The 18,174-nt window shown below is 34.4% G+C and carries 13 protein-coding genes; 10 read left to right on the forward strand and 3 right to left on the reverse strand.

The window, feature by feature from the left end:
- Positions 1 to 2 precede the first annotated feature (2 nt).
- On the reverse strand, positions 3 to 1,025 hold the full coding sequence (gene tsaD, locus B0A67_RS11050) for a tRNA (adenosine(37)-N6)-threonylcarbamoyltransferase complex transferase subunit TsaD (RefSeq protein WP_072959971.1): 1,023 nt from the start codon (positions 1,023 to 1,025) through the stop codon (positions 3 to 5).
- A gap of 207 nt (positions 1,026 to 1,232) precedes the next feature.
- On the opposite strand from tsaD, the gene B0A67_RS11055 reads away from it, so the two are divergent.
- The 5 genes from B0A67_RS11055 (at position 1,233) to B0A67_RS11075 (ending at position 9,477) form a co-directional block, all read left to right on the forward strand.
- Positions 1,233 to 5,717, forward strand: coding sequence for a translocation/assembly module TamB domain-containing protein (locus B0A67_RS11055; RefSeq protein ID WP_242670951.1), 4,485 nt, complete (start codon positions 1,233 to 1,235; stop codon positions 5,715 to 5,717).
- Between the two features lie 312 nt (positions 5,718 to 6,029).
- Positions 6,030 to 7,016: a 6-phosphofructokinase gene (pfkA, locus tag B0A67_RS11060; RefSeq protein ID WP_072959967.1), complete on the forward strand. Its 987-nt coding sequence runs from the start codon at positions 6,030 to 6,032 to the stop codon at positions 7,014 to 7,016.
- Positions 7,017 to 7,104: 88 nt separating this feature from the next.
- Positions 7,105 to 8,109 (forward strand): type I glyceraldehyde-3-phosphate dehydrogenase, encoded by a 1,005-nt coding sequence (gene gap, locus B0A67_RS11065; RefSeq protein ID WP_065450328.1) that lies wholly within the window; start codon positions 7,105 to 7,107, stop codon positions 8,107 to 8,109.
- 130 nt (positions 8,110 to 8,239) lie between these two features.
- On the forward strand, positions 8,240 to 9,091 hold the full coding sequence (locus B0A67_RS11070; RefSeq protein WP_072959964.1) for an N-acetylglucosamine kinase: 852 nt from the start codon (positions 8,240 to 8,242) through the stop codon (positions 9,089 to 9,091).
- 11 nt (positions 9,092 to 9,102) lie between these two features.
- Positions 9,103 to 9,477 (forward strand): methylglyoxal synthase, encoded by a 375-nt coding sequence (locus B0A67_RS11075; protein ID WP_072959961.1) that lies wholly within the window; start codon positions 9,103 to 9,105, stop codon positions 9,475 to 9,477.
- A gap of 156 nt (positions 9,478 to 9,633) precedes the next feature.
- Here B0A67_RS11075 and B0A67_RS11080 read toward each other — a convergent pair whose 3' ends face one another.
- Both B0A67_RS11080 and B0A67_RS11085 read right to left on the reverse strand, forming a co-directional pair.
- On the reverse strand, positions 9,634 to 10,014 hold the full coding sequence (locus B0A67_RS11080; protein ID WP_072959958.1) for a RidA family protein: 381 nt from the start codon (positions 10,012 to 10,014) through the stop codon (positions 9,634 to 9,636).
- A gap of 118 nt (positions 10,015 to 10,132) precedes the next feature.
- Positions 10,133 to 12,856, reverse strand: coding sequence for a putative LPS assembly protein LptD (locus tag B0A67_RS11085; protein ID WP_072960399.1), 2,724 nt, complete (start codon positions 12,854 to 12,856; stop codon positions 10,133 to 10,135).
- Positions 12,857 to 12,938: 82 nt separating this feature from the next.
- Here B0A67_RS11085 and B0A67_RS11090 point away from each other — a divergent pair, with 82 nt between their 5' ends.
- The 5 genes from B0A67_RS11090 (at position 12,939) to B0A67_RS11110 (ending at position 17,935) form a co-directional block, all read left to right on the forward strand.
- Complete coding sequence (locus B0A67_RS11090) at positions 12,939 to 14,066, forward strand: N-acetylmuramoyl-L-alanine amidase family protein (RefSeq protein ID WP_072960396.1); 1,128 nt, start codon at positions 12,939 to 12,941, stop codon at positions 14,064 to 14,066.
- A 51-nt stretch (positions 14,067 to 14,117) separates the two neighbouring features.
- Positions 14,118 to 15,086 (forward strand): MlaD family protein, encoded by a 969-nt coding sequence (locus B0A67_RS11095; RefSeq protein WP_072959955.1) that lies wholly within the window; start codon positions 14,118 to 14,120, stop codon positions 15,084 to 15,086.
- 2 nt (positions 15,087 to 15,088) lie between these two features.
- Positions 15,089 to 16,426, forward strand: a complete 1,338-nt coding sequence (locus tag B0A67_RS11100) for a (Fe-S)-binding protein (RefSeq protein WP_072959953.1) — start codon at positions 15,089 to 15,091, stop codon at positions 16,424 to 16,426.
- Between the two features lie 133 nt (positions 16,427 to 16,559).
- On the forward strand, positions 16,560 to 17,351 hold the full coding sequence (locus B0A67_RS11105) for a (Fe-S)-binding protein (RefSeq protein ID WP_072959950.1): 792 nt from the start codon (positions 16,560 to 16,562) through the stop codon (positions 17,349 to 17,351).
- A gap of 101 nt (positions 17,352 to 17,452) precedes the next feature.
- Positions 17,453 to 17,935: an ABC transporter ATPase gene (locus B0A67_RS11110; RefSeq protein ID WP_072959947.1), complete on the forward strand. Its 483-nt coding sequence runs from the start codon at positions 17,453 to 17,455 to the stop codon at positions 17,933 to 17,935.
- Positions 17,936 to 18,174: the final 239 nt, after the last annotated feature.

The following is an 18,174-nucleotide window of genomic DNA, read 5'->3' on the forward strand; positions in this document are numbered from 1 at the left end:
AATTAAAATTGAATTCGCGCTTTAGAAACTACTGCTGAAGTTTCAAAACGACTTGATAAATATTTTTGATATCCTACAATTCCTATCATTGCAGCGTTATCGGTAGTGTATTCGAATTTTGGAATAAAAGTTTTCCAACCGTATTTCCCTTCGGTTTCTTTAAGTTTTGTTCTGATTCCTGAATTTGCCGAAACGCCTCCGCCAATGGCAATTTGTTTGATTCCGGTTGCTGCAACTGCTAATTTCAATTTATCCATCAAAATTTCGATAATAGTATATTGAATAGAAGCGCAAATATCATTCAGGTTTTCCTCAATAAAATTAGGGTTCTCCAGTTTTTTCTTTTGTATGAAATATAAAATTGCTGTTTTTAATCCGGAAAAACTAAAATCCAGTCCGGGAACTTTAGGTTTGGTAAAAGCAAATGCTTTTGGATTTCCCAATTGAGCATATTTATCGATCAAAGGTCCGCCCGGATAAGGAAGTCCCAAAATTTTGGCACTCTTGTCAAAAGCTTCACCAACCGCATCATCAGTGGTCTCACCAATAATCTCCATGTCAAAAAAGCCGTTTACTTTCACGATCTGAGTATGGCCTCCACTAATAGTTAAAGCCAAAAACGGAAATTCAGGTTTGTCATAGCCTTCTTCATCTATAAAATGCGCCAAAATATGCGCATGCATGTGATTGACAGCGATTAACGGAATTTTTAGCGCGAGTGATAATGATTTGCTAAAAGAACTCCCTACAAGTAATGAACCCATTAAGCCGGGACCTTGTGTAAAGGCAATGGCAGTTAATTGATCTTTTTGTACATTTGCTTTACGAAGCGCTGCATCAATTACCGGAACAATATTTTGCTGATGTGCTCTCGAAGCCAATTCGGGAACAACACCACCATATTGATTGTGAATTAACTGATTGGCCACAACATTTGAGAGTACTTTGTCGTTATGTAAAACCGCGGCAGCAGTATCATCGCATGAACTTTCGATGGCAAGAATAAAAACCTCTGAATTTTGCATATAAAGGCACGAATTTTGAATTATATTTGACAAATCAAATATTTGATTTTCTTTGATTATAAGGAGAAGCCAAAATTAAAGAATTTTTATCAAAAACAGTCGTTCTTTGCCTGTTCAAAATAAATTTAAAAGAAAACTAAAATAAAAGCAGCTATCAAAAAAGTAAAGAAAATAATATCACGAACCCTAATTGGGTTGATTTTACTTTTGTTAGCACTCGCTATCATTCTGGCTTTGCCCGTTGTGCAGACTAAAATCGCACATTATATTACTGAAACTTTAAACACAGATTTCAAAACGAATATTAGTGTCGATAAAGTTGCCATCAATATTTTTGGAGGTGTAAAACTCAAGAAGGTGCTCATTTTAGATCATCACAAGAAAACCCTGATCTACTCTGATATCATTAACACTGATATTTTAAGCATTCAGAGATTAATGGAAGGCGATTTGCTTTTTGGGGATATTCGTTTAACTGGTATGATTTTTAATTTAAAAACCTATAAAAACGAGGACGAAAACAACATTAACAAATTTATTAAATTGTTTGAAACCGGAAAGAAAACAAAATCAGACAAACACTTTTTATTGACCGCCAGAAATGCCTATATCTCCAAAGGAGCATTTTCTGTTGTGGATGAAAACAAAAATAATTCCAGGTTTCTGGATTTCAAAAAGCTGAACGCGTATATAAGTGACTTCAAATTATACGGACCGGATGTCAATACTACCATTCACAGATTCTCTTTTTTAGATCATCGTGGTTTGTACGTGTCTAATTTTGCGGGTAAGTTCAGCTATACAAAAAAACAGATCAAAGTCGATAATCTGGCCATAAAAACCAAAAGATCCTGGATTTACGGACAAGCTATCCTAAACTATAAAGTAGAGGATTTTCTTAATTTTACAGATAAAGTAAAGTTCAATGTGGCGCTTGATTCCGCCTCACTTGCTTCAAATGATATCCGTTATTTTTATGATGGATTGGGTAAAAACCAGCATTTTAAAATAAAAACAAAGATCAAAGGAACGTTGAATGATCTTAATTTAAGACATCTTAATTTAACGGATACAAACGGCTCAAAGATCAGCGGAACAATTAATTTCAAAAATCTTTTAGGAAGCAAAACCCAGAAATTTGCTATGGACGGTAAGTTTGACCGGTTAATTTCCAGTTATGATAACTTAGTGGTTATATTGCCTGGAATTTTAGGTAAAAAACTTCCGAAAGAAATGCAAAGAGTAGGCAGGTTTAATATCGTGGGAAAAGCAAAAGTCTCGACAACTGCTTTAGATGCTGATTTTAAAATGAGTACTGATTTGGGGAATGGGCAGGCAAAATTGCACATGAACAACATCGATTTTATTGATAAAGCGTCTTACGACGGAAATATTATTTTAGACAACTTTAATATTGGGGATTTGCTGAATCGAAAAGATATTGGTAAAACCACTTTGAATCTGGATATTGATGGGGTTGGTTTTACAGAGAAATATCTGAATACAATTATAAAAGGAGATATATCGAAACTGGATTATAATAAATACACCTATAATAATATCGAAATAAACGGAAACTTTAAACTTCCGTATTATAAAGGGCAGGTTGCAGTAAATGATCCAAATTTAAGTTTGACATTTGATGGTTTGGTCGATCTGAGTAAACGAGAAAGTAAGTACGATTTTCATATTAATGTCGAAAATGCCGATTTGCGAAAGCTGAAATTTCTAAATGATTCTATTGCACATTTCAGAGGAGATGCTGTGGTTGCAGTTACAGGAAATTCTATCGAAAACCTTCAGGGGACAGTTTCAATCAGGGATGCCGTTTTTCAGAATCCAAAAGCCACTTATGCCTTTGATGAAATAACGGTAAACTCAAATTTCGACGCTGATAAATTGCGTACCATCACCATTAGTTCCAATGATGTTGTAAATGGGGAAATCGTCGGTAAGTTCCAGTTTGGGCAATTAGACAAACTTGTAATGAATTCCGTTGGAAGTCTTTATACCAACTACAAACCTTATAAAGTCAAGAAAGGACAGTTTTTGCGTTTCAATTTCCATGTTTATGATAAAGTGGTAGAAATGCTGTATCCTGAGATTAATATTGATTCCTCTACGGTTGTGCGTGGAAAAATTGATGCTGATTTAGGGGAGTTTAAGTTCAGGTTTAAGTCCCAGAAAATTACAGCTGCAAAAAATACATTCGATAATATCCGAATTAATATTGATAATAAAAATGCACTTTATAATGCTTATGTTGAGTTAGACAGTATCAAAACGCCATATTATAAAATACGTGATTTTAATTTAATCAATGTAACCTCAAAAGATACTTTGTTTGTTCGTTCTGAATTTAAAGGAGGAAGTAAAGGAGAAGATTATTTCAATCTGGATTTATACCATACCATCGATAAAAATAAAAATAACATTGTAGGGATCAAGAAATCTGAAATGAAATTTAAAGACTATTTGTGGTATTTAAATGAAAATGAGGAAAAAGACAATCAGATTGTTTTTGATCAGTTCTTTAAAAACTTTACCATTGATAATATTGTTTTATCACATGAAAATCAGAAAATTGATCTGAACGGAGTGATAAAAGGAAACGATTATAAGGACATTGTGCTGAATTTTGATGATGTAGATATCAATAAAATTACGCCGTTGAATTCTAAATTTGTTTTTAATGGTAATCTGAACGGGAATATAAATTATAAACAAAATAAGAATGTCTATCAGCCCACAGCTGCAATTTCTATAGATCATCTCAATCTGAACAAAGTAGATCTGGGAACTTTAAAATTTGATATTTCAGGAGATGAAACTTTTAAGAAGTTTACGATAAACTCTTCGATACAAAATGGTTTTACGGAGTCGTTTAGGGCAAACGGAACTTTTGCAATCGAAAACAAAGAGACTTTCTTAGACTTAAACCTAAAACTCGAAGGATTTAATCTGGCTACTTTAGGTACAGTAGGCGGGGATGTTTTATCGAATATCAGAGGTTCTGTTTCCGGAAATGCCGCAGTTGTTGGTAATCTTAAAAAACCGGAAATAAACGGAAGGCTTTATGTGGAGAAAGCCGGAATGACAGTTCCGTATCTTAATACCGATTACGAGTTAAGCGACAGAACAGTTATTGACTTAACAGATGAAAAGTTTTTATTCAGGAACAATCAGTTAACAGATACCAAATACGATACTAAGGGATTGTTGAACGGAAGTATTGAACATCATAATTTTGGAGACTGGAAACTCGATCTGACCATTACATCAAAACGATTACTGGCATTGGATACAAAAGATAGTGAAGATGCGGCTTATTTTGGTACTGCATTTATTAATGGTACAGCGAGTATAAAAGGCCCCACAGAAAATCTGTTTATAAAAGTAGATGCTAAATCAGAGAAAGGTACAGAGGTAAAAATACCTATTAATAATGCACAAAGCGTTGGAGAAAGCAGTTGGATACATTTTGTAACGCCACAAGAAAAATACAATCTCGCCAACGGTATTATCGAAAAAACAAGAAATTATAATGGTCTTGAGCTGGAGTTTGATTTTGATATTACTCCGGATGCCGAGGTTGAAGTAATTCTGGATCGTAATTCCGGCCATGGTATGAAAGGTAAAGGATACGGATCATTATTGTTTAAGATCAATACACTGGGTAAATTTAATATGTGGGGAGATTTCCAGGCCTATGAGGGAACGTATAATTTTAAATACGGCGGTTTGATCGATAAGAAATTCGCAGTTAAAAAAGGAGGTTCTATTATCTGGGAAGGAAATCCTATGAAAGCCCAACTGAATCTGGAAGCCATTTATAAGACCTCTGCTAATCCGGCCGTTCTATTAGAGAATTCTTCTTTTAATAAAAAAGTACCGGTAGAAGTGGTAATTGGTTTAAGAGGAGATTTAACAAGTCCGGAGCCTAATTTTGATATTCAGTTCCCGTCAGTGAGTAATGTTCTTAAATCAGAGATACAATATAAGTTAGATGATAAAGATGTTCGTCAGACGCAAGCATTGTATTTACTGTCGACAGGATCGTTTATGAGTCCGGACGGATTTAATCAAAGTGATTTATCCGGAACTTTTGCTGAAACGGCGGCAAGTTTACTGGGCGGAATTATTAAATCTGATAATGATAAAATAAATATAGACCTGAATTTTATCTCTGCTGACAAACGAATAGGGCAGGAAGCAGATGGTCAGTTTGTTGCCAATATCACCTCGCAGGTAAACGAAAGAATTACCATAAATGGAAAATTAGGAGTTCCGATAGGCGGTGTCAACGAGTCTGCGATTGTTGGAGATATCGAAATATTATACAGGGTTAATGAAGACGGATCAATGAACCTTCGTCTGTTTAATAAAGAAAATGATATCAACTATATAGGGCAGGGAATTGGATATACGCAGGGAGTTGGTATTTCTTATGAAGTCGATTTTGATACTTTTAGCGAACTGGTCAATAAATTGTTTAAAAACCATAAGTTAGAAAAAGCGATAAAAACGTCTTCAGATGATTTGCAGGACTCGTATCTGAATCCTGATTTTGTGAAGTTTTCGAATAAAAAAGACGCTGAAAAAAACAAAAAGAAACCCGATAAAAAAGAAGAGGAAAAAAAGCCGCCTCCACAAAATAACAATGAAGGTTTGATTCCTGATAACGATTTTTAAAAAGGATTTGTTTAAAATATTCTTAAAAGAAACCATCTGCTGAGGCAAATGGTTTTTTTTATGCTAAATTTAGAGGCTCATTTATTTTTTACAATGGCAAAATCCTTTGAAATTTTATAACACTTCATTTATGTATTGTTAATTTTAAAGATTTAATTAAAATAAGTGGCTTTTATTATTTTAAATGAATTTTTTACTATTGAAAAACTTATTAACGAAAACGTTTGAATTTAACATATTTTATTAATTTATTATAAACATAACCCGAAAAGTGGTGAATGTTTGCTAATTTTACACTTTAATACTTAAATAATGCCAAAAACAATAAAAAAAGTTGGTGTTCTGACATCGGGAGGAGACTCACCTGGAATGAATGCCGCAATACGATCAGTTGTTCGAACATGTGCTTATCATAATATAGAATGCATAGGAATTTATAGAGGGTATCAGGGAATGATCGAAGGAGACTTCAAAGAAATGGGTCCCCGAACCGTAAATAATATTGTAAACAAAGGCGGAACGATCCTGAAATCAGCTCGTTCAGTTGAGTTTAGAACCCCGGAAGGTAGAAAAAAAGCGCACGATAATCTTGTGAAAGCCGGAGTAGATGCTTTGGTGGTAATAGGAGGTGACGGAAGTTTTACCGGAGGATTAATTTTTAATTCAGAATATGGTTTTCCTGTAATGGGAATTCCCGGTACAATTGATAATGATATTTTTGGTACAAGCCATACTTTAGGATATGACACTGCCCTGAATACTGTTGTAGATTGTATTGATAAAATCAGAGATACTGCAAGTTCGCATAACCGTCTGTTTTTTGTAGAGGTTATGGGTAGAGATGCAGGTCACATTGCTCTTAACGCAGGTATTGGAGCCGGTGCCGAAGAAATTCTTATTCCTGAAGAAGATTTAGGTTTAGACAGATTGTTAGACTCTCTTCAAAAAAGTAAAGCTTCAGGAAAATCATCCAGTATAGTAGTTATTGCTGAAGGAGATAAAATTGGTAAAAACGTATTCGAATTAAAAGATTACGTCGAAGCTAATTTACCGGAGTATGACGTAAGAGTATCTGTTTTAGGACATATGCAGCGTGGTGGTTCGCCATCTTGTTTTGACCGTGTTCTTGCAAGCCGTTTAGGTGTAAAAGCAGTAGAATCCTTAATCGAAGGTAAATCAAATTACATGGTAGGTCTTCAGGCAGATAAAGTTGCCCTGACACCTCTTGAACAAGCTATCAAAGGAAAATCTGAAATTGATAGAGAATTGTTGAGAGTATCTGATATCATGTCAACATAAAATAAAAGTTTAAAAAGGAAAGAAGTTTATTGTGAGGAAATTAGACTTTAAAGTAGTGTAATAAAAACAAAAGCAAAAATTAAGTAAAATGTCAAAAGTAAAATTAGGAATAAACGGATTTGGACGTATCGGAAGAATCGTTTTTAGAGAAACTTTCAATAGAGATAATGTAGAAGTTGTTGCAATCAACGATTTATTAGATGTTGATCACTTAGCTTATTTATTAAAATATGATTCAGTTCACGGTCGTTTCAACGGAACTGTAGAAGTAAAAGAAGGAAAACTTTACGTAAATGGAAGAAATATCCGTATTACTGCTGAAAGAAACCCTGCTGACTTAAAATGGAACGAAGTTGATGTTGATGTAGTTGCTGAATGTACTGGTATCTTCACAACTATCGAAACTGCAAATGAGCACATTAAAGGTGGTGCTAAAAAAGTAATTATTTCTGCACCTTCTGCAGATGCCCCAATGTTTGTAATGGGTGTAAACCACGAATCTGCAAAAGCAACTGATTTAGTTGTTTCTAATGCTTCTTGTACTACAAACTGTTTAGCTCCTTTAGCTAAAGTTATTCACGATAATTTCGAAATTGTTGAAGGTTTAATGACAACTGTTCATGCTACAACTTCAACTCAAATGACTGCTGATGGTCCTTCTAGAAAAGACTGGAGAGGTGGACGTGCTGCAAGCATCAACATCATCCCATCTTCTACCGGAGCTGCTAAAGCGGTTGGAAAAGTAATTCCTGCTTTGAATGGAAAATTAACCGGAATGTCTTTCCGTGTTCCTACTGCTGACGTTTCTGTAGTAGATTTAACTGTAAAAGTAGCTAAAGAAACTTCTTACGAAGAAATTATGGCTGTTTTAAAGAAAGCTTCTGAAAATGAATTAAAAGGTATCTTAGGATATACTGAAGATGCAGTTGTATCTCAGGATTTTATCTCTGATAAAAGAACTTCAATCGTTGATGCTACTGCAGGTATCGGTTTAAATTCAACTTTCTTCAAATTAGTATCTTGGTACGATAATGAGTATGGATACTCTAGTAAATTAATTGATTTATCTGTACATATCGCAGGTTTAAAATAATATTATATATTTTTGTGAAATCCCGTTATCTCAAAGTAACGGGATTTTTCTTATTTTGTTACTTCTTTAATTAATGTAAAAAACACACTTTTTATTTAGCTAAAGAAAACTAATCCAAAAACTAAATAAAATGAAATTAATAGTTGACAGTGGATCTACTAAAGCCGATTGGATTGCAATTGATGATAATGGAAAAGTATTATTCACGACACAAACTTTAGGATTAAATCCTGAGATTCTTGACGGACCGGAAATTATCGAAAGATTAAATGACCGATTTGATATTTTACAAAATAAAAAAAATGCCACACATTTGTTCTTTTACGGAGCAGGTTGTGGAACTGACAGAATGAAAACAGCGCTTTCGCAAATATTCCAGGAGTATTTTGTAAACGCTATTGTTGAAGTTCATGAAGATACCTACGCAGCAGTTTATGCAACGACTCCAAAAGGAGAAGAAGCTATCGTGAGTATTCTGGGAACAGGTTCTAACTGTAGTTATTTTGATGGAAAAGTATTGCATCAAAAAGTACAGTCACTAGGATATATTGCTATGGATGACTGTAGCGGAAATGTTTTCGGAAAAGAACTGATCAGAAAATACTACTTCAATAAAATGCCTAAAGAACTGGCTGTTGAATTTGAAAAAGAATATGATTTAGATCCTGATTTTATCAAGAATAAATTATATAAAGAGCCAAATCCAAATGCTTATTTAGCAACTTTTGCCAAGTTTTTAATCAAACATAAAGACACAGAGTTTTGTAGAAAAATCATCTTCAAAGGGATGAAATCTTTCGTAAAAAACTACATCAAACAATATGACAACTGCAAAGAAGTTCCGGTTCATTTTGTAGGTTCTATTGCTTTTTATCTGAAAGATGAATTGCAGGAGATATTTGATAAGTATGAGCTTCAATTAGGGAATGTTTTAAGAAGACCTATTGACGGATTGATTGCTTATCATGTTGCTAATCAATAATAAAAGTAAATATGGAAATTGCTATTATAGCTCACGATGGTAAGAAAGCAGATATGGTTCAGTTTTTAAATAAAAACAAAACACTTCTTCTTCAGGAAAATATTAAATTGATTGCAACAGGAACTACCGGAAGCAAAGCTGTAAATGCTGGTTTTAAGGTAAAAAGAATGCTTTCAGGGCCCATGGGAGGTGATGCGCAAATTGCTGCGCGTGTAGCCGAAGGTAAAACGCAAATGGTTTTCTTTTTTAAAGATCCCTTAGCGAGCCATGCTCATGAAGTCGATATTAATATGCTTATTCGTGTTTGCGACGTACATAATGTGCCTCTGGCAACAAATGAAGCTTCTGCCCAGTTGTTACTAAATGCTGTTGCATTGCAGTTATAGAGAATTTCTATTTTTGATATAAAAAAAAACCGTTACAATATTATTTGTAACGGTTTTTTTTTGTTTAACCATTTCATGTTTCAAGTTGTTCTGTTCGATAATTATCCGCTTAAAATTTAGTTCAAAGTGATAAACCTGAAACTTGAAACAATTTTTTTATTGCACAGCAATTATAGAAATCTCTACGTTTACATTTTTTGGCAAACAAGCAACCTGAACTGTCTCGCGCGCAGGAGCCGTTTTTTCGTCAAAATAAGATCCGTAGACAGTATTTATGGCGGCAAAATTATTCATGTCCATAATAAAAATAGTTGCTTTTACCACATTTTCAAAAGTCATGTTTGCGGCTTCCAGAATAGCAGCAATATTTTGCATTACCTGAGTAGTTTCGTCGTTGATATTGTCTGTAATGATTTCTCCCGATGCAGGATTTATAGCAATCTGACCAGAAGCATAAAGTGTGTTTCCTGACAATACAGCTTGGTTATATGGGCCAATTGGAGCAGGAGCTTTGTCTGTAAAGATGATTTTTTTCATAGCAATAGTTTTTAAAATACTAAATTGAAGTTGTAAAAGATGATTATAAAAGTAAGGTTAAATACTTATACTTAATTTTAAAACAATCTAAAAAGATTATATGTTCAGCAAAGCAGTATTAGCGATTAGAAGTACTGCGTTTGTTCCATTTGATATCGCTAAGCATTCCTGATTTAATTCCGATAAAGAAGTTCCAGTTTGAGTTTAATCCAAGCGGACTCCAGTTAAAAGCCATCCTCCAGCTTAACAAATCTCTTTCGAAACGGAACTGAGTAAAAGTAACCCCCTTTTGTACCAAATCATAACCTGTCGAAATTCCGCCCTTCCATTTTGGGGTAATATCCATATTGGCAGAAATCATAATAGAGTTTCCGGTAATTTTATTTTCACGGTTTACGTTCGAATACGTCAGCGAATATGCCATTGTCATATCCCATGGGATCTTAGAATTAAAAAATTCAGTGATTACATCCGTATCGTCATCTTTTTCATTTGCAAACTGACTGTTTCGGCTGTCATTTAAGTCCGTGTTTGTTCCAAATAAATCATCCTTACGACCACCATTCCGCTCGCTTTGTTTGTTATCCTGGTCCTTTCCGGATCCCTTATTCGAGAAAGAGTAATTTAAAGTTACGTTAGCACTCGTCATTCTGAACAAGCTTCCGCCATTCTCGATGTTGTAAGTGCTGATTCTTTTTCCGCCATTATCGATTGCGTAAGGATCTAGTGTTGCACCAAAATTGACATTCATTTTATTGTCAAAAAATTGAGTTCCACCACTTACAAGAACCGGTTGCCATGCTAAGGTTTCTTTTCCGTCAGCATTAAAATTATAACTGGTGCTGAAGTTTAAGTTGTTCAGCAGCATTATTTTTTTAGGTTCCGTTTTTGTGCTGTCCCTGTCTCTTACTTTGGCTTCAAAAGTGTTGCTCAATGCAAATGATACAATGTTTGAGTTGCTTTTTCCGGGAGCTCCAAAAATACCGCCGTCGAATCTTGAGTACGTAGAAATTCTTCCTGAAGCGTCAACAGTATAATTGTTATAATACTGGTCGAAACTTGGAGTATAAGAATAAGTAACAGTTGGACGCATGACGTGACGAATAGACTGAATTCTTTTGTCGTCTCCAAAATTGAATGTACCGTAAATGGTAGTTCCTAAGTTGGTACTGAAATTATAAGTTCTGTAAGCGTCAAATCCGTTTACAACATTGTCTACGACTTTACCCTGAGAATTGTCGTAGTTTCTGTCGATTGTTTTAGTTACCCACGTTTCCTGATAATTGGTAGATGCACCGGCACTAAAATATTTGAATACTTTAAAGTTAGTACTAATCGGAATACTATGCTGCATTCCTATTTGAGCATCCCTGAACATTTGTGGTTTAAAAAACAATGAATCTGTTGTTTTGAAATTGTTTTTACCGCTTAAGTTATATTGTAAGTTGATGTTTTTTATGAATCCTTTTTTAACACCATCTTTTCCAACAAACGGATATACACGATCGACACTGGCTTGCAAAGCCGGCAAGGTCATCAGTATTTCTTCTGTTTGTGTATTTTGTTGGTGCGTTGCTGTTAACGAGATACGCGCCTGCGGAATAGTGTTAAAAGTTTTGTTGTAGGAGATCGAGGAACTTAGCGTATTGTTCAGGTTCGAACCTATGTTTGCCTGATTAATAGATCGTTTGAAGTATTTACTGCTACCCATATTTACAGAAGCAGAAAAACTCGAATTAGGATTCGACTTTGTATCTTTTGAGTGTGACCACTGAATATTATAAATGCTTTGTTTGCTATAGTCGGGATAACCACGCTCACTGCTGATTAAATTTTCAAAACGAACGTTAAGATTTCCTCTGTACTTATATCTTTCTGCGTATGATGATTCAAAACGCATGGCGTAACTACCATTGGTATAGTAATCTGCCAGAACCGTTAAGTCATAATTCTCGCTCAGAGCAAAATAGTATCCCATATTCTGCAACGAAAAACCTCTGGTATTAGAGTCATTGTAACTAGGTATGATAATACCTGAAACACTTTTTTCCTGGCTCATTGGGAAATAAGCAAAAGGCAGGGCAAGAGGAGTAGGTACATCAGCAATAACCATATTCGTTAAACCTGTGATTACCTTTTTGCCAGGAATAAATTTTACTTTGTTGGTCTGGAAATAGTATTCCGGATCGTCGATATCTTTTGAAGTGGTAAAACGAGCGCCTTTTAAAAAGTAAACAGAGTCATTTTCCTTTTTGGTAATGGCAGCTTTTATTTTAAATTCTCCCTGTTCTGTCCTTGAATTATAGATTAAAGCTTTTTTAGTTTTAAAATTAAAACGGATAGAATCGGGCTGAACTTCACTTGCGCCCTGTTTAAAATTGGGATATTGCGTCAAAACTCCGGCAGAATCTTTTATACGTCCTGCATAAACTTCATCTTTTTCCAGATTTAAAACAATAATTCCGGATTTTAGCTCTACATCCTTGTAGTATAATTCTGCCTCGTTGTATAAAGTAAGCGTCTTAGCTTTCTTATCGTACTTAGCATAATCCTTAGCTTTGTACTTAGTAACGGCATCTAAAATGTTCTTTTTGGCTTTTACCGTATCCAATTTTATAGTGTCAACAACAATAGGAGGCACGTCATCTGTAACAACAGTTTTGGGTTTATCTGTTTGTTTTACAGCTGGTAAAGGTTTTTTTTTGTTTTTTATCTCTTGCGAATATAAATTACCACATCCTAATGTTAGGAAAAATGATAATAAAACGATATTAAATAAGTTTGTATGCAAAGGTTTAAATGCTATTTTTGTAAAATTATGGCTTGTTTTTTGACATGTCAAACTTACATATAATTTTTTGGCAAAAATAATCAATTGTAAAAATTATAGCAGTTACGTTTTATTAAAATTAACTTTTAGATTTATGAATATATTTAACAAAATTAAAGTAATATTTACTTTTTTTCTAATGATATCGTCTTTTTGTGCCTACAGCCAGTCAAATGTTTTTAAGGTGACGCTTGATGCCGGGCATGGAGATCATGACTTTGGCGCTGTTTACAGCGGACGGATCGAAAAAAATATTGCTTTGGCTATTGTTCTAAAAGTGGGGAAAATTTTAGAGGCGACTCCAAATGTCAATGTCATTTATACCCGTAAAACAGATGTTTTTATTGATTTAGTTGAAAGAGCCAATATTGCAAACAGAGCCAATTCGAATATTTTTGTATCAATTCACTGTAATGCAAACAAAAATACCGCTGCTGACGGAACTGAGACTTATGTAATGGGTTTAAGTAAAATAGCATCCAATCTTGAAGCGGCGAAAAAAGAGAACTCCGTAATTACTTTAGAGAAAGATTACAAACGTAAATATGAAGGTTACGATCCTAATTCGCCCGAATCAATGATTGGAATGACCTTAATGCAGGAAGAATATTTAGACAATAGTATCTCACTGGCAAGTAAAATTGAAGATAATTTTGAAAAACTGGGAAAAAAGTTAAGACAAGGCGGAGTAAAACAAGCACCATTTATGGTACTTCATAAAGCTTATATGCCAAGAGTTTTAGTAGAAACCGGATTTATCTCGAATCCTACTGAAGGAAATATCCTAAATTCAGAAGACGGACAAAATGACGTTGCAAAAGCCATTGCAGAAGCCATTATAAGTTATAAAAAAGAATATTTTGGTACAGGATCGAATGAAGCTATTGAAGCAAGACCAGTAAAAGATACTTCTACTCCCGTAAAAAATAAAATTGTCGAAAGTGCTGCAGTTGCCAAGAATGCGCCAAAAGGTATTTTCTTTAAAGTACAGCTTATTGCCAGCATCAAAAAAACACCACTTGAACCTAAAAACTTTAAAGGACTTAAAAATATAACAATGTTGTACGAAAACAATATTTACAAATATTTCTATCAGGAAACTTCGGATTATGCAACGGCCAAAAAATATTTGGAAGAAGCTAAAGATAAAGGATATGGAGCTGCTTTTTTAATTGCAAATAAAGACGGAGAGAAAATCAGTATTCAAGAGGCGATTAAATAATAGCCTTTTGTTCGAATATTTATATTAATTTTGTACAAAACACTAAGAATTTTGAAACTAACAAGAGAAATTAAAACGGCTATTTTAGTCATCGCGTCGATTTTATTATTTATTTGGGGCTATAGTTTTCTAAAAGGCAAAGACCTTTTTACAAATTACCAGACATTATATGTAGAATATGATAATGTTGAAGATTTGTCAGCATCAGCACCCGTTACTATAAATGGACTTTCAATAGGTAAAGTAAGTAAAATCAAAATAAATGAAGTAACCGGTAAATTACTGGTGGAACTTCAGTTAAAAACAGATTTTCCAATTTCTAAAACAAGTAAAGCAGCTTTGTATTCACCAAGTTTAATTGGAGGAAAACAAATTAAGATTATTCCTAACCTTGCGGATAAAGACCCTGCTGTTGATGGTCAGACACTTGAATCTGTTGTTGAATTGGGATTAACAGAATCTTTAGGAGGTAAAATTGAGCCTATTCAGCAAAAATTAGATTTAATGCTTCTTAATATTAATACGCTGGTTTCCGGATTAAATAATGTTTTGGATAAAAAAGGTCAGGAAGATCTGAAAAAATCATTAGCTGAATTGAGTCAGACTATGGAGCAGTTTCACAGAGCTTCCGGAACTCTTAATACGATCTTAGATACTAATAAAGGTCAGATCAACGGTGTAGTGACAAACTTTAATAAAATGTCAGGTAACTTTAATAAAATATCGGATTCTTTAAGCAAAGCTGATTTAGGAAAAACAGTTAGAAACCTAAACCAGACACTGGCAAAAGTAGACGGTATTATGAGTAACTTAAACTCAGGAAAAGGTACTGCAGGAAAATTATTAAACGATGATGCATTGTATAATAATTTGGCTAAAACTTCAAAAGAGTTAGAGCTGTTATTGCAAGACGTTCGTTTGTACCCAACACGTTATGTAAATGTTTCTCTTTTTGGAAAGAAAAATAAACCATACGTGGCGCCGGCAGAAGAGGCAGATTCAACTACTAAAAAAGAATAAGAATGAGTTATTTAGATAATATTTTATTCGCGATACTCCTTATAATAGGTTTCGGTTTTTTTGCATCGAGCGTAAAAAAAATCATCCGAAACATTAATTTAGGAGTAGATGTAAATCGAAAAGATAATTCTAAAGCACGTTGGAAAAACATGGCATTGATTGCTCTTGGGCAGTCAAAAATGGTGAGACGCCCTGTAGCCGGAATACTTCATATTTTTGTATACGTAGGTTTTATAATCATTAATATCGAATTGATCGAAATTATTATTGATGGATTGTTTGGAACCCATAGAATTTTTGCTCCTTATTTAGGAGTGGTTTATGATGTTTTGATTGCTTCTTTTGAAATATTGGCACTACTTGTAATTTTTGCGGTTGTAGTTTTCTGGATCAGAAGAAATGTGATCAGGTTAAAACGTTTTATCAATTCAGACTTAAACGGATTTCCTAAAAGTGACGCCAATTATATTCTTTACTTCGAAACAGTTTTGATGCTTTTATTCTTATTGATGAATGCTTCAGATTTGCATCTGCAAAATGTTCCGGGAGGATTTTCGCATTTTCATAAAGCAGGAAGTTTTCCAATAAGTCAGTTTATTGCACCAATGTTTAACGGAATGTCAAACGAATTGGTTGCATTATTGTTTGAGGTTTTTTGGTGGCTGCATATTGCAGGTATTTTAGTTTTTATGAACTATTTGTACTTCTCAAAACACTTACACATCCTTTTGGCTTTCCCAAATACATATTTTGCAAACTTAAATCCGGAAGGACAGTTTGATAATTTAGCTTCGGTTACCAAAGAGGTCAAATTAATGATGGATCCAAATGCTGACCCTTTTGCGGCAGCTCCGGTAGATGAAAACGCTGCTCCGGCCAAGTTTGGAGCCAGTGATATTCAGGATTTAAACTGGGTTCAGTTGTTAAATGCTTATACGTGTACGGAATGTGGCCGTTGTACATCAGCATGTCCGGCAAATCAGACGGGTAAAAAATTGTCTCCTCGTAAGATTATGATGGATACAAGAGATCGTTTGCAGGAAGTAGGAAAAAATATAGATGCCAATAAAGGTGTTTTTGTTCCCGATAACAAAACATTATTAAACGATTATATTACTCCCGAAGAATTATGGGCCTGTACATCCTGTAATGCATGTGTAGAAGAGTGTCCTGTAAATATTAGTCCGTTGTCTATTATTATGGACATGCGTCGTTATCTGGTGATGGAACAAAGTGCTGCTCCGATGCCGCTAAATGCGATGATGACGAATATCGAAAATAATGGAGCGCCTTGGCAATACAATCAGCAAGACAGGTTGAATTGGAAGAATGAGAATTAAAATAGTTTAAAAGGTTATTTGTTTAACTGTTTAATCGATCAAAAAAAATAAATTTCGGTTTAGTTAGTAAAAAGGTTATGTCATGAGAGCGATTAACCAAATAAACCATTAACCGATTTAACAATAAAAAGAGATGTCAGAAAGTTTAGTAGTACCAACAATGGCAGAAATGCTGGCCGAAGGAAAACAACCAGAAGTTTTGTTTTGGGTGGGTTGTGCGGGAAGTTTTGATGATAGAGCAAAGAAAATAACAAAAGCATTTGTGCGAATTCTAAATCGTACCAATGTTTCTTTTGCAGTTCTGGGTACAGAAGAGAGTTGTACAGGAGATCCTGCAAAACGTGCCGGAAATGAATTTTTGTTTCAGATGCAGGCCATGATGAATATCGAGGTTTTGAATGCTTATGAAGCTAAAAAAATTGTTACCGCTTGTCCGCATTGTTTTAATACTTTAAAGAACGAATATCCTGAATTAGGTGGTCAGTATGAAGTAGTTCACCATACTGAGTTCCTGAAGTCGTTGATCGATGATGGAAGACTAACTATTGAAGGTGGTCAGTTTAAAGGAAAACGCATTACTTTTCATGATCCTTGTTATTTAGGAAGAGCCAATAAGATTTATGAAGCGCCAAGAGATTTAATCGAAAAACTTGATGTTGAATTAGTCGAAATGAAACGCTCAAAAGCTAACGGATTATGTTGTGGAGCAGGTGGAGCACAAATGTTTAAAGATGCCGAACCGGGAAACAAAGAAGTGAATGTAGAGCGTACAGAAGATGCTTTGGCAGTTCAGCCGGATATTATTGCAGCGGGTTGTCCGTTTTGCAATACGATGCTGACAGATGGTATTAAACACAAGGAGAAAGAGGGACAGGTAAAAGTGATGGACATCGCTGAGTTAATTGCTAATGCACAAGATCTTTAAGAAAGGTTCTAAGTTACTAAGGTTCTAAGTTTTTTAACTTGAAACCTGAAACCTGAAACTACTTTTGAATCTAAAATCAACAATCTAAAATCTAAAATTAAATGTATATACCTTTTGAAGATTTACCTGGTGAGTCCAAAATTTGGATTTATCAATCGAACAGAAAATTTTCTGAGGAAGAATTTTCTGAAATAGAAACTGACCTGAAAGCTTTTGTGGAAGGCTGGGCAGCTCACGGAACAAGTTTAGAAGCCTCGTATCAATTAAAATACAACCGATTTATTATTCTGGCTGTAAATCAGGATGTGCAGGCGGCTACGGGATGTTCTATTGATAGTTCTGTCGAATTTATTCAGAGTTTAGAGAAAAAGTACAACGTTGATTTATTAGATAAAATGAATGTTACTTTTAAACTAGGTGAACATATCGCGCACAAACCATTAATTGATTTCAAGAAAATGGTTAAAGATAAATCAGTATCTGAGAATACGATTGTTTTTAATAATCTTGTAAACAACATTGAAGAATACAACGAATCTTGGGAAGTTCCTGCTGCTGACAGTTGGCATAGTAGATTTTTCTAGGAAGAGTTTATATAATATTTGAAAGGCATGAAACTTGGGTTTTGTGCCTTTTTTATTTGAGTAGGTTTTTAATTTTGTTTCAGGTTTCAGGTTTTTGCCAAAGTTTGTGAAAATCTTTGGCAAAGATAGTTTGCTGTAAACCTGATAGTTTTTTAAAACCTGTCGGGTTTGGAAAAGAGTTCTTATAAAAACAAAAAACTCTAATCTAGCCCCGATGGGAGTCTACCGTCTGGACATAT

The sequence above is a fragment of the Flavobacterium aquidurense genome (genome assembly GCF_002217195.1).
In the GTDB taxonomy this organism is placed as follows: domain Bacteria; phylum Bacteroidota; class Bacteroidia; order Flavobacteriales; family Flavobacteriaceae; genus Flavobacterium; species Flavobacterium frigidimaris.